Origin of the sequence: Niabella beijingensis, from assembly GCF_020034665.1 — a bacterium.
Lineage (GTDB): Bacteria > Bacteroidota > Bacteroidia > Chitinophagales > Chitinophagaceae > Niabella > Niabella beijingensis.
Genome location: NZ_JAIQDI010000001.1, coordinates 1,040,748 through 1,057,489 on the forward strand (window position 1 = coordinate 1,040,748; position 16,742 = coordinate 1,057,489).

Below are 16,742 nucleotides of genomic sequence, written 5' to 3' on the forward strand. Positions count from 1 at the left end.
GGCAGGCCTTTTTTCTTTTCCGGACTGGTTCTCACACATTTGTAATGTTAATCGATTGCATTTTCTTGTAATTTTTCCGTATTTCGAAACTATCACGCAGCCGCTCACTGCTACATTTGCAAAAATTTTGGATCCCCTGCATGAAGAAGGTATTTATACTTGGTGCCAGCCTTTCCATCGGTGTTATGGCTGCTGCACAATCCGTTACGATACAAGGTGCTGTAAAAAAACAAGACGGACCCGTTCCTTTTGCCACCCTCTCGGTAAAAGGCACGGCAAAAACCACCACCGACCAGAGTGGACATTACCAGCTGGTGCTGGACAACGCCGGTCCCATACAACTGGAAGCCACTGCTGCCGGTTATCTGCCGCAAACCATCAAAATACCGGTCCTTACACAGGATACCCTGATCGACTTTGAACTCTCCATCGGGGAAAACAGTCTTGAGGAAGTGATCATTTCTGCCACACGCCGCCCGCAGGACATTCGCAATGTGGTGGCTTCCGTAAGCGTGATCAATCACGCCACCCTCCAAAAAGAGATCGCGCTTACCCCCGACCCCAGCACCATCCTGGCCAACCAGGTACCGGGCTTTGGTCCGACAGCGCAAACCGGCAATAATGTAGGACAGAACCTGCGCGGACGCCCCATGCTGGTAATGATCGACGGTGTCAGCCAATCCTCCCCCCTGCGCAATGCAGAGGTGGACCTGCGTTCGATTGACCCCGGTGTGTTGCAGCAGATAGAAGTGATCAAAGGAGCTACCGCTATTTATGGTAATGGTGCGGCAGGTGGGCTGGTGAACTACACGACCCTGGTACCTGATACCGCCGACCGCTTTGCCGGTAAAACACAGCTGAACCTCAACGGCTCTGTGGTGAACCTGAAGAACTCCGCAGGTGGCCGCATCAGCCAGCAGTTCTATGGCAAACTGAATAAATTCGATTACGTAGTAAGCGGTATGTATGAGCAAACAGGAGAATATAAAGATGCCGACGGCGATGTGGTTGGCCCTAATTACAGCCTGGGTGAAACAGACAGCTATAATGCTTTTGCCAAGCTGGGCTACACCCCCGCCGCCAACCAGCGCATACAAGTCACTTATAACTTATACAGCAGCTTACAGAACAGCAATTTCACCCTGGTGAACGGCGACATCGCCAACGGTAAGAAGGCTACCGGCGTGCTGGGCAAGCCCGCAGGCATCCCCACCGGTGTAAAATACAATCATAACCTGCATCTGATGTATACCATCGACAGCCTGTTTAAAAATACCAGTCTTACCGCAGATGCTTATTATGAAATCCGGAAGGATATCTTTTATGTATCCCTGGGCCGCTTTGATGGCGGCGACGGACAATCACTGGCAACCAACGATAAAAAAGGAGCGCGTCTGTTTTTGCACACGCCCGTGGTACAAAGTACCGCGGCTATTGCCAATCTCTCATATGGATTTGATTTTTTAAATGACAAGACAGCCCAGCCCCTGGTGGATGGCCGCACCTGGGTACCTACGATGGACATGAACAACCTGGCACCCTTTGTGCAGGCCGATGCCACCCTGTTCCGTCACCTCATTGCAAAAGCGGGCTTCCGTTATGAAAAAGTAGCCATTCATGTAGATGACTACCAGACACTGCGCATTACCGGAGCCAACGGCACTACGGTAACTCCCTCTTTTGCCGTAACCGGCGGTGCTTTAAAGTATGATGCACGTCTGTTCAATGCCGGGCTGAAGTATAATAAATGGGCTTTTTTTAGCCCGTATGTAAGTTTCTCGCAGGGCTTTTCCGTAATGGATATCGGTCTCGCACTGCGGGATGCCAAGGTAGACAATATCAGTAAGATCAATACCGATGCGGTACTGGTGAATAATTATGAAGCGGGGTTTGATACCCGCATCCGCAACCTGCAACTGACTGTATCCGGTTATACCAGCACTTCCAAACTGGGTATTGAAGTGGTGTATGATCCGGCAACGGATCTCTTTAATACGGCACGCAGCCCGGAAAAGATCTATGGTTTTGAGGCCGCTGCGCAGTATACGGTATCCCCGCAATTACAGCTGGGCGCGTCCTACAGCTATACGGAGGGCAAGCGCGATATCAACGATAATGGCCAATACAATGATGATACCGATATGTACCTTAACGGACGTCGTATTGCCCCGCCCAAGATCACCGGTATGATCAGCTACACCCCCATTACCGACCTCAACTTTACCCTCTATTACACCGGCATCGGCTCCCGTAGCCGTTTTGATAAAAATGATAAGGGCGTCTACAACGGCAACGAGGGGGCGGTGAAAGCCTATAACCTGTTCAACCTGCTGGGCAGCTACGCGGTGAGCAAAAACACCCGCATTACGCTGGGCGTGGACAACCTGTTTAATGAAGACTATTTCCCTGCCCGCGCGCAATGGTTTATGCAGCCCGGGTTTTATTCCAAGGGCCGGGGCCGCTCGGTGAATGTCGGAGTGACGATTGGTTATTAGGAATACAGGTGCTACCGCCATCATATTTGACGACCGGATCTGTTTATACTCCGGACACGATGAAGCGCCGATTGGTACAGAAACTTATGTAGTGAACAACTGGCGGTGCTTTTCTTATACCGAATCTGATACATGGCAAAGAGCAGCCAGGCGCCACGATTTAGTCAGTACTGAGCTCAATGAAATTAATGTCCTGCTAATATTACTGTTCTGGAGGCCCCTGTAGTATTCGCATTGGATACGGCGAGATTGGTGAGACATGCAGGTACCCGTATGAACCGTTCCTATGGCACTCACCTGCTCTTTTAGTATGTTTGGCCGCCGGAATAAATTCCGAAGTAAAAATCCTGGAAGTGTTACAACACACATCAACCGTCTGCCGCCACCTATTGAGAAGCTAAAGAGTGCGACGCAAGACCGCCGCCATGAGCACTAAAGCCCGGACAATAAAAAAAATAAAAACATTTTAAACACATCTTCCGCCTTTTGCCGGGCTGAACTATCTTTTTGCTTCCTCTGACAACCTTTTTTGTTATAAAATATTTGCAACAGCAGATCCTGTACCCCTCCAACCCCTGCAATAAAAACGCTGATATAAAGGTGTTTACAAAAATCATCCATCAACCACCCTGCCCCCCCGGTCGCCATGATCTCATCAGACAGGCCACCTAATAGCATCAGATTTTGATGAATAATCCTAATTTTAATAACATGACCTTTTATCAACAGGAAATAAACCGGATCCGGAGCACCGTTTATTCAAATGACGCGCACCTGATCGCTGTGATACGGACCCGGCGCTTTATCAATGATAATTTTGAAAAGGAGTTGAATTTGGAACAACTGGCGCAGGCCGGTCTCACCTCAAAGTTCCATCTGCTGCGGCTTTTTAAAAAGTATTACGGTCAAACCCCCAAACAATACCTCACGCATAAGCGCATCGTACAATCGATAGCCTGCCTTAAGGGAGGCATGACGGTGACCGATACCTGCTTTTCAGTGGGATTTGAATGTCCGAGCTCTTTCAGCACACTGTTCAAGCAGAAAACAGGATTGCCTCCGGCCGAATTTCAAAAAAAGCAATTTTCGCAAAGTGTATTAACCCCCATTTGAGGAACTTGCCGCTTTAATTTTAAATCATAGAAAATGAGAGTAAAAGTTATAAGCATCCCCGTACAGGACCAGCAAAAGGCCTTGGATTTTTATACCGGCAAACTGGGTTTTATAAAAAAACATGATGTGCCACTGAGCGGAAACGACCGGTGGCTGACCGTAGTAGCCAAAGAAGAACCGGACGGAGCAGAAATATTACTGGAACCCAGTCCCAACCACCTGGAAGCAGCCAGCACCTACCAGAAAGCATTGTTTAACGCCGGTATCCCTTATACCCAGTTTGATGTGGACAACGTAGAAGAAGAATACCAGCGGCTGACCGGCCTGGGTGTTGCCTTTAGTGTAAAACCGACGGAAATGGGCACGGTTAAGATTGCGGTACTTGATGATACCTGCGGCAATCATATACAACTGGTGGAAATGTTATAAAGCTTCCTCATTTCAGGCAGAGCTCACAGGGCGTGCGACTTAAAATCCACAACAGAATCCGGTGATATTCCACCTGTGGTATTTTCAGCAAAGTTCTTTTGCAGACGGTCTCCGTCAGGGGAGAAATACCTGAGTGTTGGAATTGTTATTTCAAATTTATCTTCTATAACAAACCGTTCCTTCCGGAGCGCCTCCCCTGCAGTTTTGGTTCCGATCAGCAAACCTCTTTTCCAGCTTTTAATAGCCGCGCAAATGACTTCGCTCGCGCCGGAGGTTAAGTTATCGACCAGGAGTTCCAGCCGGCCTTCCTCATACAGACCGGGTCGCTGCGCTCTGAATTCCTGTGTTGAAGTATGTATACTTTTAGCATATGCTATTAGTTTATCACCTGATAAAAATTCATCGGCAATCCGGATCGCGGCATCATAGTTATCACCAGCGGTTCCACGCAGATCAAGAACCACCCTTTCAACTTTCGGTGAAACTGCAGCATCCAGTTCTTTTGCGAATTTCGAATAGATATCAGCAGAAATTGCTGAAGGTTTTAGGTATATTGATACACTATCCAGATTGCATCTTACAACCTGAACCGGAATCATGAGTTCCGCGCTATGTTTTATTTCTGTAATTGCTGCCGAACTGTCCAGTTGCGCCAATATCTTATTCACCACTTCCATCCGGAGCGCATCACTTTTTACAGGAGTTAAAGAATGGTTTTCGAGTGTATCAAATAGATCCATCGGAATAGAAGTTATTTGAGACCGCCAACTGATATTATACCCGATGATCGCTCCCAATAATATTACAGGCAGAAAAACCATCCCGAACCGGAAAAGATTGCGCATAAACTCAAATTAGAATTCAAGGTACAAAAATGAGATGATCCGGCAAGCGACAGCGCGGGTGCGCTGCTATGACCTTTACGCTGCTATCACTTCGTTAAGATCAATATTAACAATTCTCCTTTTATAAATGGCTTAATTTAGAGTGGAAAATCTTAATAACTAAATTCAAAACACTGACACTTATGAAAGGGAAACTTTTGTTTTGCTTAACGTGTATGTTTCTTTTACATACAACCATCCTGTTCAGTCAGCCGGCTGAAGTAAGGCATCTTTTGGATACCACTATTACATTAATGCAAAAAAATGCATTGAATGGGCAAAAGGTCGACTGGAATAAAATACGCAGGCAAGCATATGCAATATGCCAAAAAAGTAACGGCATGTATGAAGCCGGAAATGCATTCAGATATTTGTTCCAGTCTGTCAATGACGATCACGGTATGTTCTACTACAAGGACAGCGTATTCCGATGGGAAAGACATTCAGCACCTATCTCCGACTCCGTACAAAACGAATGGAATAAAAGAAGCGGAATTAAAACCGCCATATTTGAAAATGCGGTAGGATATCTTCGTGTTCCTTCTATGCCATTTTCAGGAAAAGAAGAGGCAGATAAACAAGCCCAGCAATTGAATGACAGCCTTTGCTATCTGCTGGCTCAGAACATTAAAGGATTAATCATCGACTTAAGAATAAATGGAGGCGGAGCCATGTATCCAATGATACTTGGAGTACAGCAATTATTACCAAAAGGCAAAATCGGCTCTTTTACAGGAAGAAGTAATGAGACCTGGTATTTAAAAGAAAATAATTTCCTGTTAGACAGCGCTATACTGGCAAGTATTACTCCTAAATGCAGCAACGCAAAAGTAGCACTGCCCGTTGCTGTTCTGATTAACGGCGCTACCGGCAGCTCCGGAGAATTTTTTGCCATCGCCCTCAAAGTCATTAAAAACAGGATATTTATTGGGGAGCCCACCGCCGGTTATGCCACCGGTAATATTGGTCTGCAGATCAACAAAGAAGCATCCTTACTTATTGCCAGCAGTTACGGTCGTGATGCAAATGAAACAATTTATAAAGGTATTATACAGCCGGACATATCGATCATAAGCCCTGACAGTTTTAATGACCTTAAAAAAGATGAAAAAGTAAAAGCGGCGATTAAATGGATCAAAAACCAAATGAATTAGTTATTGTATATGCCTCCTCCCTCCTATAAAAACAGCGACATTTGTTAAGGTTATCGCGTACATAACCACTAAAAAGCCCTATTTTTAAAGAGAATGAGCGCAGCACAGGAATACCCCAAGGTTTATTTGTACCGCAGGATCGTACAGGCAAAGTTGTTTATTGATGTCAATTATGCCGATAAGATCGATCTGGATAATATTTCCGACGAAGCTTATTTTTCAAAATTCCATTTTATACGCCTTTTTAAAACGGTATATGGGAAAACACCGCATCAGTATTTAAAAGCTACACGTATTGAAAAAGCCAAACAACTGCTGCGTGAGGGCAAACCCGTATCGGATGCCTGTTTCCTGGTTGGTTTCGACAGCCTGAGCTCTTTCAGCGGTCTTTTTAAACGGATGGTGGGGCAATCAGCGTCTGCCTACGCCGCACATTACCAACAGAACAAGGAGCAAAAAGCCAAAACACCGCTGGCTTTTATACCCGGCTGTTATGCCTACCAGCATGGCTGGACGGAAAATAGCAATTTTGAAGAAACAGACCAGTAACGGGGGGGCTAATTTTACTTTCGTTATTAACCACTAAAACGAAAGATATGATTACAAAAATGACCGTTACCAACATCCATGTTCTGGACCAGGACAGTGCCTATGATTTTTATATAAACAAACTGGGCTTTACCCTGGTGGACGATATTCCCATGGGGCCGGACACGAGATGGCTTACCGTATCACCTCCCGAGCAACCAGACCTGCAACTGGTACTCTTCCCCGTAAAAGTGAGCAAAATGTTTCCGAAGGAAACCGCAGATGCATTGATCAAACTGATTAAACAGGGGATCTTTGGCTGCGGGGTGCTTACCTGCAACGATATCTTTGCCACCTATGAAGAACTGAAGGCCAAGGGCGTGGAATTTATAAAACCACCTACCAAGGAGTTCTACGGCACGGAAGCCCTTTTTAAAGACGACTCCGGCAATTACTTTTCGCTTCAGCCACTGAACAATTTTGACCAGCAGCCGTAACAGGTAACGGCTTCCGGGTTCCTTCGATAAAATCGATAAACCTTTATTAACAGTAAAAACCACTACAATGAAAACCTTATTTGATAAAACAGTAAGAGACGAATTATTAAACCGCATCCAATCACTGGAAGCGGACAGCAAAGCCCGGTGGGGCAAAATGGATGTAGTGCAAATGGCAAGGCATTGCAATAAGTGGAACAGCTGGGTTTTAGGAAAAGGCGGCTACAATAACCATGTTTATAAGCAGGATCTCCTGGGTAAGATCTTTGGCAAGATGGCGTTGCGCAGCAATACCAAAAACGACAAACCGATGGGCAGGAACATGCCCGCAGGTGCACTTGTGATAAAAGACAGGGATGGTAACCTGGAAACAGAAAAAGCACACTGGATCCAGTTGATCGGGGATTACGCCACCTATTCCAACGACCGGTTCATACATGATTTTTTTGGAAAGATGACCAGAGAACAAATAGGCATCTTTGCTTACAAACATTTAGATCATCACCTGCGGCAGTTTGGCGCCTGACAGAGCAGGCCAGCATCCTTCGGCCGCACGAGGCCTCCCAGTTGCATTTTCCTTAACGGCGCCAGCGTTCACTGGTTTGCCAGTTCACTATATCAATAGTATCATCCGCTTCCAGATAGTGGTTATCATCCTCCAGGGCATCCTCCGCCAGGTGGTACAGTCCATTCCTCAGGTACTTCGCAAAGTCAGCAACCAGGCCGGCCGTGGAGCTGGCAACGCATATGCCCGTGTCATATTCGGTGTCGATAAAAATGATTTGCCCGATTTGTCCGGCCGCTGCAGGAGCCAGGTCCAGGTACAAGCCGGTATGCGATCCGTCAAATGCGAATTGGATCCAGGAAGGGTTAAAGAGGTTGGAAGCTTCGATTTCCATGTCTGCCTTTTTCAGCGGAATAATATCCGATGCAGCATCCCGTTGCCCGCCATATTCCGTTATGATCCGGTCGATGGAAAAAAAATCCATTCCAAAGAACAGGCTGCCGAAATTTTCGGTATCGGATAATCCATTGTGCCATTGATAGAGCTTTTTAAAATCCGTGGGCAATGGTTTGCCGATTGCAGTCTCCAACTTCTCCAATGCCGCTTCTGTTGCCGGCGGTTGCAGGGAATGAACAGCGATTTTCTCGGCATGCTGCCGTAGCCAGTTATCAATCTGTTCAAAGTCTTGATGTATCATTGTTAATTTTATTAAAGAACATCCTTGTTCTCAGGAGGGGTTACTATATTACTGATGCTGGTGCGGCCAGGGGCGGCCTGTTCCTGTTTCACCTGCTAACTTCAGGCTGCGGAGAAACTGTGCCCAGGTATAACTGCATTCGGCAAACATGGGCGAGTAATCGCTCCAGTTGTCGTGACGCAGGGTTAAGATCGTTGCCGGCCCGTCCGTAATTTTTTGCTGTATCTGGTCTGCCGCTTCCGGATGCGTCTGTAACAGGTATTCCCTGTCGCCGGTCTGAAGTCCGAAAGCAATGGTAGTACCGATCCACTCCTGCGCACCGGCAACGCAGAGCCATTGTACGCGTTCAAACGGCCGCAGCTCAACGATCCTCATCTCCTTAAAATAATCCCCGCCAAATGCAAAACGGGCAATGGCATCCACCTCCGGTACGGCAGTCGTATGCGGCGTCCACCAGGCCGACAGTCCTTCCTGTGTGGTAAGGGCATGATATACTTTTTCAGCAGTAGCGGCGATCACTACTTCATGGTGAATATTTGGCATTACACAAATGATTAATTAAGTCAATAAATTCTGCCGTACCAATATTATCTATACGTGCAGCACTCCGCGGAAGCCCCTTGCGGCATAATACGATTCCGCTCCGTTGTGATAGGTAAATACCTGATCATAGCGGCGGTCGCAGAACAACGCCCCTCCCAGTTTTCTTATCGCTGCAGGAGTTTGCACCCAGCTGGATGTTTTAAGGTCAAAGCTGCCCAACTGCTGTAATTCCCGGTATTGCTCTTCGGTCAGCAGCTCAATGCCCATGGCCTTTGCCATTTCCATAGCACTGTCTGCCGGTTTGTGCTCTTTTCTTGAGGCCAGTGCGTCACCATCAAAACAAAGGCTTCTGCGTCCCTTTGGGCTTTCCGCTGAACAATCCATGAATATATATGTATCATTCTTTTTATCATATCCTACCACATCCGGCTCTCCTTCTGTACTTTCCATTTCATCCAGCGACCAGAGTTTTTCCGGGCTGGCTTCCAGCTTTGCCAGTACGCTGGCCCATTCAATCCCTTTATGCCGGTTGGTATTCTTTTCAAAACGCTTTTTCAGTGCCCCAAGCAGGGTTTCCTTTTGCGAAGCAGGCAATTGTTTTTTACTTGTTTTCATTTCGCTGTTGTTTATTACCGTTACAATATCATAGTTTTTCGGCAAGATCCTTCACGGCCTTCAGTGCAAATTCCCAGCCAGCTTCAGCATCATCAAAAGCGGTTTGCTCCAGCGGATGTTTCATCACTTCTTTTCCTGTGAGTATCGTAGCGCCATCTTCTTCCCTGAATTCATATGTGATCACGGACAGAATGGTTTCATTATCCGACTCCCGGAGGTCATGTTTAATCAGCCGCCCCGGTTCAAATTCAAGCAGCTCACCATTCGTCACTTTATTGCCCTGCATATTCCTGAATCCGAAAGAACTGCCGGGCTTCCAGTCGGTGTCATAATATCCGCCCATTTGTTTTGTAACCGCGGGATCTGTAAAAACATTCCACACCTTACTGACCGGTGCATTGATGATCACTGTTTTTTCTATAACCGTATTTTCCATATTTTTTTCTTTTTCGGCGTGCTATAATTTATACCAGGTGTTTCAATGCCAGTATTGTACCACTATGTACCCCATCATGATAAATCAGAAACTCAAGCGCGTCGTCAATATTATTCAGCGTTATGCCGTACACCTTCAATATATTGGGTGACGTTGTGTAATTGTTGAATATTTTTTTATCAAAATCAGCTTGAAATACATCGATCGTACGCTCCAGTAATGTTTTAATACTTTTTATTTCCGGTTCCCCGATAAGGCCTTCGGGTTTTGTATTTGTCTGGAAAGGCCTCATGTATTTATCTTCCACAATTACCGGCAGCCCCGCCCTTATATAACAAACACCCTGCTGCGCGCAGATCATATGTCCCAGGTTCCAGATGATATTATTGTTATACCCTGGCGGGATGGCATTCAGCTGGCGGGCGGTAAGTCCGTCGATCTGCGCCAGCAAAAACTGCCGGAACTTAATTAGTTTTTCGATGCGCCTGTCCATGGTCTTGACTTAAAGGGGCTACTGACCTTTTATTATTTCTTCCGGTCAGCTTTGCTGTCCGAAAGTTAGCAAATTATTGTCAGGATCCAGTAATGCGAATTCTTTCTGCCCCCAGGGTTTATCCTCCAGGTGACCTGCAGGGTGTATGTCTACCGCGCTCTCCAGCAATGACTGATAAAGCCGTTCGATCTGGTTGGTGCGGATATACACCTGTCCGTAATTTTCCGCCGGATCAAGATCCTTAAACTCAAAAAAATGAATTTGAATATTATCTTTCTGAACCATCAGGTATCCGTCGAAATCGCCTCCGGATTGCCGGAAGCCTAGTTTATCTATATAAAACTCTTTTGTGCGGTCTTTATTGCGCATCGGCAATTTTGGATGAATGTCTGTAAGCATTTTTTTCTGCAAAATTGGGCGATTCTTCACAAACCGGAACTGATCCGGATCAGGAAATCTCAGGGCATTGCCCGAACCCGGCTTAATGTTTCCGGAGCCATTTTCAAATAGGAGGCGATCATTTTAACCGGAAAAACCGCTGCTATTCCCGGTTTTGCTTCCTGTATATACCTGTATTTACGGGCCGGACTTAAACCGTTGTCAAAGAGATAGGTCCGGGCCTGATGTTGGTTAAAAATTTTTCCAAATTGCAGAAACGCCTTTGATGCTGCAATAAGCGCGTGAAGGCGCTCCAGACTCAATTCAAGAATCTCAGATTTTGCAAAGCATTTAATGGCAGTTGTTGAGGGAGATTGACCGATCAGGCTGGCGTGATTGAAGACCCATTCTTTTTCGAGGTGCAGGTCAATGATTTCTTCCTGTATTTCACCGGACCGGTATTGATACAACAAACCCGACAGTACATAAAAAACAGATCTGCACACCATTCCTTCTTTTAACAACAGCTCATTTTTATTCACGTGCCTTCTTACGGCGGCCTCTTCAAAACACAACAGATCGCTTTCTGAAAACGGACCGATATCCTTTAAAACGGTATAATACTTCATTAACAACTTATAATTTACGACCGAGATCCCAAAATCCTGGCAGCATCATTCTTCCAGCTATTGGCTTCCGCTAATCTTCCAGGCCTTTTCCTTCCAGGATCTTTGGTATATATTTCTCCACCCGTTCCTCCCGGGTTTTGGATTGTTTGGCTTGCGAGAAATAAAACAGGTAAGCCCGCTGGCGACCCGGCGTCAACGTCTCAAAGGCCTTCTTCAATGCAGAACTTTTGTTCAGTTGTTTTTGAAATTCTTCCGGAATGGCGTAGTCCCTTGTTTTTTTTAACGGCACTTTCAATCCGGCCCGCTCTACTTCAACGGCCTCGTAGATATAGGATTTTATAGCAGCTGCCTGACTCGTAATTTCCCTGGTGTTGGCGAACCGGATCTGGCGTGCCGATTGCACATTCTCCGTTTGCTGAATCAGTATGCCTTCCGGATCTTGCAGCAGGGCGCCTTTAAACAACAGCAATGCGCAATATTCTTTAAACACATGGATCAATACGATGTTCCGGTCTTCAAATACATAACAGGGACAGCCCCATTTCAGCTCTTCGGTGAGGCCACAATCCAGAACGATCTTCCGCAGGAGCTTTATTTCTTCCTGCCATTTTCCTTTATCGAAGTAGAAGTCAACCTTTGGGTTCATGTGTTTTGTTTATACTGTTCTATTACTGATATTCATTCTTATGCTGTGGAGACCGCTTATATCTTAACCGTAAGATATCTGTTTCACTTACAATCCCAGTCTGTTTTGCTGTATCCGTTCACGTGCTTCTATTAAAATACTGTGTATTTTTTTTTCGAGTTCTTTTTTGGGAGGAAGTTCGGTCCAATATTCTGCCACTATAATTCCATCCTTATGCATTTCCAGCAGCTCCACCTGTTCCCGGCTGCTTTCAGCGCAAAGGATCAAACCAACGGGAGCCTGCTCTCCCTGCTGTTTTTCGTATTTATCTAACCACCGCAGATACAGTTCCATTTGTCCTTTATGCTTTGCCTCAAATTTTCCAAGCTTTAACTCTACCGCCACCAATCGTTTCAAGCCGCGATGATAAAACAAAAGATCAAGGTAAAAATCTTCGCCGTCAATAATCATCCTTTTCTGCCTTTCAATAAATGCAAAGCCCTTGCCTAATTCAAGAATGAATGCTTCCAGTTCTCTCAAAATGGCGGCTTCGAGATCCTTCTCCAAAAAAGTGTTCTGTAAACCAAGAAAATCCAGAAAGTAGGGATCTTTAAAGTTATTGTGCAGTGCGGGACTACTGTTTCCTATATTGTGTAGGTTTGCGATGGCTGTCCGCTCATATACTTTTTCTGCAATTTGCTTACGTAATTCACGTTTTCCCAGGGATTCCGATATCGTTTTATTCGCATAAAATTCCTTTGCCTCCCAACTTTTAAGCGGAATAAGAATGAGAAAATGCGACCAACTCAATTGTCGTGCCAGTGGCACGACAATTTCTTCCAAAGGGAATTGTTCAGCAAACTGCAACATTCTGCGAAGATTTTTCTCTTCAAAATTGCGCCCATAACGGGCCTCCAATTGTGCCGCCACAGTTGATATGATTTGCTTACCATAGTCAGCCCGCTTATTTTGCAGAATATCGGCATTTACACGTCTGCCTATTTTCCAGAAGAGCATTGTAAGCCCGCTATTCACCTGCTGTACTACCTGTTGCTGGCTTTGCTCTATCAGTTGTGATAGCTCTGCCACCAATGTGAGCTTTGCAACTTCTGTTTTTGTTTTCTTTGCATGCATAATTAAATACCTATAAATCACTGGTCTGCACCTCATAGTAATTGATCAGAAATCCGGCACCTGCAGTTTTACAAGGTTACTTTTCATTTAAAAGCTAAATCCTGAACCCTGAAATTACTGTCTTCTATAAAGATATATAAATACACTGGCAAAACACATACTGCGATCACTGGTTTTTACTAACGATCCGGTATAAAAAACAGCTTCCCAGCCGTTACTGATTTCTCGTACTTGTTCTCCGGTCTGCCGGACGGAAATACCAGGAAACCGCGGTAAGCACCAGTAACAGCACCGGGCCAAAAAGCCCCCTGCCACCATCACCGCCGGCCAGGTGGGAAAAGATCGCACCCGTCACGGTAAAGAAAAAACCGGCATAAGCCCATTCTTTCAGCAAAGGATGCCGGGGGATCAGTACAGCGATCACGCCCAGGATTTTCCAGATGCCGAGTAGTGTAAGCAGGTAAACCGGGTAACCCAGGTGTACCATCATTTCCGTTTCTTCTTTTTGCCGGATCAGCTGTACGATACCGGTAGATGTCATACCCAGTGCCAGCCAGACGGTAGCGATCCAGTAGATGATCTTGTTTCTCCTATTCATGATAGTCGTTTATATTAGGTTATACAGGGGTAGCAGTGATCTTATTTTAATTTGCCCAGCACCTCTTCCAGCCGGTCGTGCGCCATATTGATCCCATAGGAAAAGGGCAGTTTCAATTGCTCCTCCCGGTGTTTTGCCGACCGGTAAACGATCTGCATGATGAGCTTGCTGGTATCTTCCGACAGGGATTCAAACTCCAGGAATTCCAGCTGGATCCCAAAAAGGGCGTTTTCCATTTCAAAGGTGCGGGTGATCTTTTTTTCCGGTACAAATTCATGAATAGCACCATTGGCGCGGAAAACGATATTGCCCTTACCATCACTGGTTTCAAACTGATATCCTCCGTGCTGTTTATTCTCCAGTTTGAGTACTTTGGTACCCATCCATTGTTCAATAATTTCGGGCTCGGCATATGCCCGGAACAGCAGGTCCAGCGGCAAATCAAATTCCCTTGTAATCACCAGATCCTGCCGGCCTTCTGCGGCATCGATTTTTGTTTTTCGTTCCATGTTGTATTATTTTTTTGATTTGTATTTTTTCATCACGTCCTCCAGTTTGTTAAACCGGTCGTCCCACATCTTGCGGAAGGGTTCAATAAAATCGGCTACTGCTTTCATTTTTTTTGCATTAAAATGGTAATAAATTTCCCGGCCGTTCTGTTCCTGTTGCAGTAATTCGCATTCCGTAAGGATCTGCAGATGCTTGGATACAGTGGGGCGGGCGGTATCAAAATTTGCGGCGATGGCACCGGCCGTCATGGATTGTGCCGCTACCAGCAGCAGGATGGCCCTTCTGGTGGGATCTGCTATTGCCTGGAAAACATCGCGTCTCAGATTCATTATGTAGTTATTTGACTACAAATATACATGTAGTTATTTAGCTACACAAATATTTTTTTTATTTCCCCGGAAAATAAATTCCGAAACGATCATTTCCAGCTGTATTTCATCGGTTTACCGCATTGCATCTGGTACATTCTTCCACGTTTTTTTATATCTTTCCGCTGTCATTGAACCATGCATCCTCTTATTCAACACATCCAAAAGATCACCAGCTCCGGTGATGCCGGCGAAGCACAGCTCCTGCCGTTTTTTGAAGCCCGGTCTTACCGGAAAAAGGCATTGCTACAGGAAGAAGACAAACGCTGCCTTTCTTATTTTTTTGTAATAAAAGGATGCCTGCGCTTATTTTTTACCGATCACAACGGAGCAGAGCAGACCATGCAGTTTGCACTGGAGAACTGGTGGATGACCGACCTGGACGCTTTTCGTACCGGGCGGAACTCGGCTTACTCCATCCAGGCACTGGAAGCCACAGAAGTACTGGCCATCGATGCAAAAAACTATGCGCAACTACTGGAAGAAATCCCCCTGATGGAAAAATATTTCCGCCGGGTGTATGAACGTGCCTATGCAGCATCACTGCTTCGCGTGCAGATGATCTCGCGGTTGCCGAAAAATGAATTTTATGAACTCTTTGAATCTAAATATCCGGATTTCATCCAGCGGGTGCCTCAAAAGGTGCTGGCTTCCTTCCTGGGTTTTACACCGGAGTACCTGAGCGAGCTGCGCAAAAAAAGAATCGAAAAAAATAAGAATGACTGAACAGCTGATCCGCCATATTCAACAATTACTCCCGGATTTTATCCCGCCCCGGGAAGAAATGCGTTCTTTATTCCGGACCCGGTCCGTAAAAAAGGAAGAACTGCTTTTAGAAGAAGCAATGCTCTGCAACGACATTTATTTTGTAAACAGGGGGTGTCTCTATCTTTTTTATAATTATAATAACCGGAAGGAAGTCATTCATTTTGCACTGGAGAACTGGTGGCTGACGGATTATAAAACATTTGGTGATGAAAACCCTTCTGTGTATGCGATAGCTGCTGTGGAAGACTCGGAGATCACCAGCATCAGCCGCAAAGACTATGAGCAACTGCTGCTGCACGTCCCGATGATGGCACTGTATTTTAACAAAATACATGAACGGGCTTATGGCGCAGCACTGTTCAAACAAAAGACCTATGCCACCTTGTCCAAAGAAGATTTTTATCGTTATTTCAGCACCACTTATCCTGCTTTCCTGCAACGGGTGCCCGATGCCCTTTTTGCTTCTTATATGGGTGTTTCAACGGAACAACTGATAGCGATCAGGCAGGCCCTTATTTCTTAAACCAGCTTAAGTTTTCCGGCCGGAATGCCTTTCATCTTTGCTGTACAAAAAATTACAAGATGAAAATAGTTGTTATCGGCGGTACCGGCCTTATTGGTAGCCAGGTTGTCAGTCAATTGCAGCAGGCAGGACATGAAGCCATCGCAGCTTCTCCGAATACGGGGGTGAACACGCTTACCGGTGAAGGGTTGAACGAAGTGTTAGCGGGCGCTCAGGTAGTGGTTGATGTTTCCAACTCGCCTTCCTTTGCAGATGAACCTGTAATGAATTTTTTCAAAACTTCCAATGAGCACCTGTTGCCGGCGGAAAAAGCAGCGGGCGTGCAACATCATATCGCCCTGTCGGTAGTTGGCACCCCGGACCTGCAGGCCAGCGGATATTTTCGCGCGAAACAGGTGCAGGAAGATATGATCAAAGCATCCGGCATCCCCTACACGATTGTACATGCCACACAATTCTTTGAATTTGCCGGTGGTATTATCCAGATGAGTCTCACAGGCGATACCATTGTTTTACCGGATGCCAATATCCAGCCTATCGCCAGCAAGGATGTGGCGGCATTTATAGCAGAAACGGCGCTGGCAGCCCCGGCCAATAAAATCCTGGAAATAGGCGGACCTGAAAAATTCAATATGAAGTCCTGGATCGGGCAATATATGCAGGCCACTCATAAGAATTACGCAGTAACATCCGATGCTACAGCGCTATATTCAGGCGCGCCATTGGAAGCTGATACACTGACTCCCAAAGCAGCCGTTTATCTTGGCCCTACCCAATATGCAGACTGGATCGCAATTCCCGGAAATCAGCGATAGCTGAC

The 16,742-nt window shown here is 45.9% G+C and carries 24 protein-coding genes; 10 read left to right on the plus strand and 14 right to left on the minus strand.

Annotated elements, in window-relative coordinates; genetic code table 11:
- Positions 1-140 precede the first annotated feature (140 nt).
- Positions 141-2,495 carry a TonB-dependent receptor gene (locus tag K7B07_RS04355; RefSeq protein WP_223707777.1) on the plus strand — a complete coding sequence of 785 codons (2,355 nt, stop codon included), beginning with the start codon at positions 141-143 and terminating at the stop codon, positions 2,493-2,495.
- A gap of 432 nt (positions 2,496-2,927) precedes the next feature.
- Here K7B07_RS04355 and K7B07_RS04360 read toward each other — a convergent pair whose 3' ends face one another.
- Entirely contained in the window at positions 2,928-3,221 is a 294-nt protein-coding gene (locus K7B07_RS04360) for a hypothetical protein (protein ID WP_223707779.1), read from the minus strand.
- Between K7B07_RS04360 and K7B07_RS04365 the strand changes: the two genes are divergently transcribed.
- Together K7B07_RS04365 and K7B07_RS04370 are read left to right on the plus strand one after the other, a co-directional pair.
- Positions 3,207-3,608 (plus strand): helix-turn-helix domain-containing protein, encoded by a 402-nt coding sequence (locus tag K7B07_RS04365; protein WP_223707781.1) that lies wholly within the window; start codon positions 3,207-3,209, stop codon positions 3,606-3,608. The two genes, K7B07_RS04360 and K7B07_RS04365, sit on opposite strands and share 15 nt — an antisense overlap.
- 33 nt (positions 3,609-3,641) lie before the next feature.
- Positions 3,642-4,037 carry a VOC family protein gene (locus K7B07_RS04370; protein WP_223707783.1) on the plus strand — a complete coding sequence of 132 codons (396 nt, stop codon included), beginning with the start codon at positions 3,642-3,644 and terminating at the stop codon, positions 4,035-4,037.
- A 23-nt stretch (positions 4,038-4,060) separates the two neighbouring features.
- On the opposite strand, the gene K7B07_RS04375 is transcribed toward K7B07_RS04370, so the two are convergent.
- Positions 4,061-4,882: a S41 family peptidase gene (locus K7B07_RS04375; protein WP_223707784.1), complete on the minus strand. Its 822-nt coding sequence runs from the start codon at positions 4,880-4,882 to the stop codon at positions 4,061-4,063.
- Positions 4,883-5,064: 182 nt separating this feature from the next.
- Here K7B07_RS04375 and K7B07_RS04380 point away from each other — a divergent pair, with 182 nt between their 5' ends.
- The 4 genes from K7B07_RS04380 (at position 5,065) to K7B07_RS04395 (ending at position 7,626) form a co-directional block, all read left to right on the plus strand.
- Positions 5,065-6,075 carry a S41 family peptidase gene (locus K7B07_RS04380; RefSeq protein ID WP_223707785.1) on the plus strand — a complete coding sequence of 337 codons (1,011 nt, stop codon included), beginning with the start codon at positions 5,065-5,067 and terminating at the stop codon, positions 6,073-6,075.
- Positions 6,076-6,168: 93 nt separating this feature from the next.
- A complete protein-coding gene (locus K7B07_RS04385) occupies positions 6,169-6,624 on the plus strand; it encodes a helix-turn-helix domain-containing protein (protein ID WP_223707786.1) in 456 nt (151 codons plus the stop codon).
- 47 nt (positions 6,625-6,671) lie between these two features.
- Positions 6,672-7,100, plus strand: a complete 429-nt coding sequence (locus tag K7B07_RS04390) for a VOC family protein (protein WP_223707787.1) — start codon at positions 6,672-6,674, stop codon at positions 7,098-7,100.
- A gap of 67 nt (positions 7,101-7,167) precedes the next feature.
- A complete protein-coding gene (locus K7B07_RS04395; RefSeq protein ID WP_223707788.1) occupies positions 7,168-7,626 on the plus strand; it encodes a DUF1569 domain-containing protein in 459 nt (152 codons plus the stop codon).
- Positions 7,627-7,678: 52 nt separating this feature from the next.
- Here K7B07_RS04395 and K7B07_RS04400 read toward each other — a convergent pair whose 3' ends face one another.
- The 12 genes from K7B07_RS04400 to K7B07_RS04455 all read right to left on the minus strand — a co-directional run bounded on the left by K7B07_RS04400 (position 7,679) and on the right by K7B07_RS04455 (position 14,592).
- A complete protein-coding gene (locus K7B07_RS04400; protein ID WP_223707789.1) occupies positions 7,679-8,302 on the minus strand; it encodes an SMI1/KNR4 family protein in 624 nt (207 codons plus the stop codon).
- Between the two features lie 48 nt (positions 8,303-8,350).
- Positions 8,351-8,845 (minus strand): SRPBCC family protein, encoded by a 495-nt coding sequence (locus K7B07_RS04405; protein WP_223707791.1) that lies wholly within the window; start codon positions 8,843-8,845, stop codon positions 8,351-8,353.
- 48 nt (positions 8,846-8,893) lie between these two features.
- Positions 8,894-9,460: a DUF4256 domain-containing protein gene (locus K7B07_RS04410; RefSeq protein ID WP_223707793.1), complete on the minus strand. Its 567-nt coding sequence runs from the start codon at positions 9,458-9,460 to the stop codon at positions 8,894-8,896.
- 28 nt (positions 9,461-9,488) lie between these two features.
- The gene (locus tag K7B07_RS04415) at positions 9,489-9,896 is read right to left on the minus strand and encodes an SRPBCC family protein (protein WP_223707795.1); all 408 of its coding nucleotides are present in this window, start codon (positions 9,894-9,896) and stop codon (positions 9,489-9,491) included.
- Positions 9,897-9,924: 28 nt separating this feature from the next.
- The gene (locus K7B07_RS04420) at positions 9,925-10,389 is read right to left on the minus strand and encodes a DinB family protein (protein WP_223707797.1); all 465 of its coding nucleotides are present in this window, start codon (positions 10,387-10,389) and stop codon (positions 9,925-9,927) included.
- A 45-nt stretch (positions 10,390-10,434) separates the two neighbouring features.
- Positions 10,435-10,788 carry a bleomycin resistance protein gene (locus tag K7B07_RS04425; protein WP_223707799.1) on the minus strand — a complete coding sequence of 118 codons (354 nt, stop codon included), beginning with the start codon at positions 10,786-10,788 and terminating at the stop codon, positions 10,435-10,437.
- 59 nt (positions 10,789-10,847) lie between these two features.
- Positions 10,848-11,396, minus strand: a complete 549-nt coding sequence (locus tag K7B07_RS04430) for a Crp/Fnr family transcriptional regulator (RefSeq protein ID WP_223707801.1) — start codon at positions 11,394-11,396, stop codon at positions 10,848-10,850.
- Between the two features lie 70 nt (positions 11,397-11,466).
- A complete protein-coding gene (locus K7B07_RS04435; RefSeq protein WP_223707802.1) occupies positions 11,467-12,042 on the minus strand; it encodes a YdeI/OmpD-associated family protein in 576 nt (191 codons plus the stop codon).
- An 87-nt stretch (positions 12,043-12,129) separates the two neighbouring features.
- Positions 12,130-13,155 carry a PDDEXK nuclease domain-containing protein gene (locus tag K7B07_RS04440; RefSeq protein ID WP_223707804.1) on the minus strand — a complete coding sequence of 342 codons (1,026 nt, stop codon included), beginning with the start codon at positions 13,153-13,155 and terminating at the stop codon, positions 12,130-12,132.
- A 214-nt stretch (positions 13,156-13,369) separates the two neighbouring features.
- Positions 13,370-13,753: a DoxX family protein gene (locus K7B07_RS04445; protein ID WP_223707806.1), complete on the minus strand. Its 384-nt coding sequence runs from the start codon at positions 13,751-13,753 to the stop codon at positions 13,370-13,372.
- A 41-nt stretch (positions 13,754-13,794) separates the two neighbouring features.
- The gene (locus K7B07_RS04450) at positions 13,795-14,262 is read right to left on the minus strand and encodes an SRPBCC family protein (RefSeq protein ID WP_223707808.1); all 468 of its coding nucleotides are present in this window, start codon (positions 14,260-14,262) and stop codon (positions 13,795-13,797) included.
- A gap of 6 nt (positions 14,263-14,268) precedes the next feature.
- A complete protein-coding gene (locus tag K7B07_RS04455) occupies positions 14,269-14,592 on the minus strand; it encodes an ArsR/SmtB family transcription factor (protein ID WP_223707810.1) in 324 nt (107 codons plus the stop codon).
- 177 nt (positions 14,593-14,769) lie between these two features.
- On the opposite strand from K7B07_RS04455, the gene K7B07_RS04460 reads away from it, so the two are divergent.
- From K7B07_RS04460 to K7B07_RS04470, 3 genes are read left to right on the plus strand one after another with little or no spacing between them, the layout of a single operon-like run.
- Positions 14,770-15,357: a Crp/Fnr family transcriptional regulator gene (locus K7B07_RS04460; protein WP_223707812.1), complete on the plus strand. Its 588-nt coding sequence runs from the start codon at positions 14,770-14,772 to the stop codon at positions 15,355-15,357.
- Positions 15,350-15,922: a Crp/Fnr family transcriptional regulator gene (locus K7B07_RS04465; RefSeq protein WP_223707813.1), complete on the plus strand. Its 573-nt coding sequence runs from the start codon at positions 15,350-15,352 to the stop codon at positions 15,920-15,922. The genes K7B07_RS04460 and K7B07_RS04465 overlap by 8 nt, the downstream gene beginning before the upstream one ends.
- 59 nt (positions 15,923-15,981) lie before the next feature.
- On the plus strand, positions 15,982-16,737 hold the full coding sequence (locus K7B07_RS04470; protein ID WP_223707815.1) for an SDR family oxidoreductase: 756 nt from the start codon (positions 15,982-15,984) through the stop codon (positions 16,735-16,737).
- Positions 16,738-16,742 lie beyond the last annotated feature (5 nt).

Coding starts and splice junctions, on each gene's coding strand:
- K7B07_RS04355 (WP_223707777.1), top strand. CDS start 141: ATGAAGAAGGTATTTATACTTGGTGCCAGCCTTTCCATCGGTGTTATG.
- K7B07_RS04365 (WP_223707781.1), top strand. CDS start 3,207: ATGACCTTTTATCAACAGGAAATAAACCGGATCCGGAGCACCGTTTAT.
- K7B07_RS04370 (WP_223707783.1), top strand. CDS start 3,642: ATGAGAGTAAAAGTTATAAGCATCCCCGTACAGGACCAGCAAAAGGCC.
- K7B07_RS04375 (WP_223707784.1), bottom strand. CDS start 4,882: ATGCGCAATCTTTTCCGGTTCGGGATGGTTTTTCTGCCTGTAATATTA.
- K7B07_RS04380 (WP_223707785.1), top strand. CDS start 5,065: ATGAAAGGGAAACTTTTGTTTTGCTTAACGTGTATGTTTCTTTTACAT.
- K7B07_RS04385 (WP_223707786.1), top strand. CDS start 6,169: ATGAGCGCAGCACAGGAATACCCCAAGGTTTATTTGTACCGCAGGATC.
- K7B07_RS04390 (WP_223707787.1), top strand. CDS start 6,672: ATGATTACAAAAATGACCGTTACCAACATCCATGTTCTGGACCAGGAC.
- K7B07_RS04395 (WP_223707788.1), top strand. CDS start 7,168: ATGAAAACCTTATTTGATAAAACAGTAAGAGACGAATTATTAAACCGC.
- K7B07_RS04400 (WP_223707789.1), bottom strand. CDS start 8,302: ATGATACATCAAGACTTTGAACAGATTGATAACTGGCTACGGCAGCAT.
- K7B07_RS04405 (WP_223707791.1), bottom strand. CDS start 8,845: ATGCCAAATATTCACCATGAAGTAGTGATCGCCGCTACTGCTGAAAAA.
- K7B07_RS04410 (WP_223707793.1), bottom strand. CDS start 9,460: ATGAAAACAAGTAAAAAACAATTGCCTGCTTCGCAAAAGGAAACCCTG.
- K7B07_RS04415 (WP_223707795.1), bottom strand. CDS start 9,896: ATGGAAAATACGGTTATAGAAAAAACAGTGATCATCAATGCACCGGTC.
- K7B07_RS04420 (WP_223707797.1), bottom strand. CDS start 10,389: ATGGACAGGCGCATCGAAAAACTAATTAAGTTCCGGCAGTTTTTGCTG.
- K7B07_RS04425 (WP_223707799.1), bottom strand. CDS start 10,788: ATGCTTACAGACATTCATCCAAAATTGCCGATGCGCAATAAAGACCGC.
- K7B07_RS04430 (WP_223707801.1), bottom strand. CDS start 11,396: ATGAAGTATTATACCGTTTTAAAGGATATCGGTCCGTTTTCAGAAAGC.
- K7B07_RS04435 (WP_223707802.1), bottom strand. CDS start 12,042: ATGAACCCAAAGGTTGACTTCTACTTCGATAAAGGAAAATGGCAGGAA.
- K7B07_RS04440 (WP_223707804.1), bottom strand. CDS start 13,155: ATGCATGCAAAGAAAACAAAAACAGAAGTTGCAAAGCTCACATTGGTG.
- K7B07_RS04445 (WP_223707806.1), bottom strand. CDS start 13,753: ATGAATAGGAGAAACAAGATCATCTACTGGATCGCTACCGTCTGGCTG.
- K7B07_RS04450 (WP_223707808.1), bottom strand. CDS start 14,262: ATGGAACGAAAAACAAAAATCGATGCCGCAGAAGGCCGGCAGGATCTG.
- K7B07_RS04455 (WP_223707810.1), bottom strand. CDS start 14,592: ATGAATCTGAGACGCGATGTTTTCCAGGCAATAGCAGATCCCACCAGA.
- K7B07_RS04460 (WP_223707812.1), top strand. CDS start 14,770: ATGCATCCTCTTATTCAACACATCCAAAAGATCACCAGCTCCGGTGAT.
- K7B07_RS04465 (WP_223707813.1), top strand. CDS start 15,350: ATGACTGAACAGCTGATCCGCCATATTCAACAATTACTCCCGGATTTT.
- K7B07_RS04470 (WP_223707815.1), top strand. CDS start 15,982: ATGAAAATAGTTGTTATCGGCGGTACCGGCCTTATTGGTAGCCAGGTT.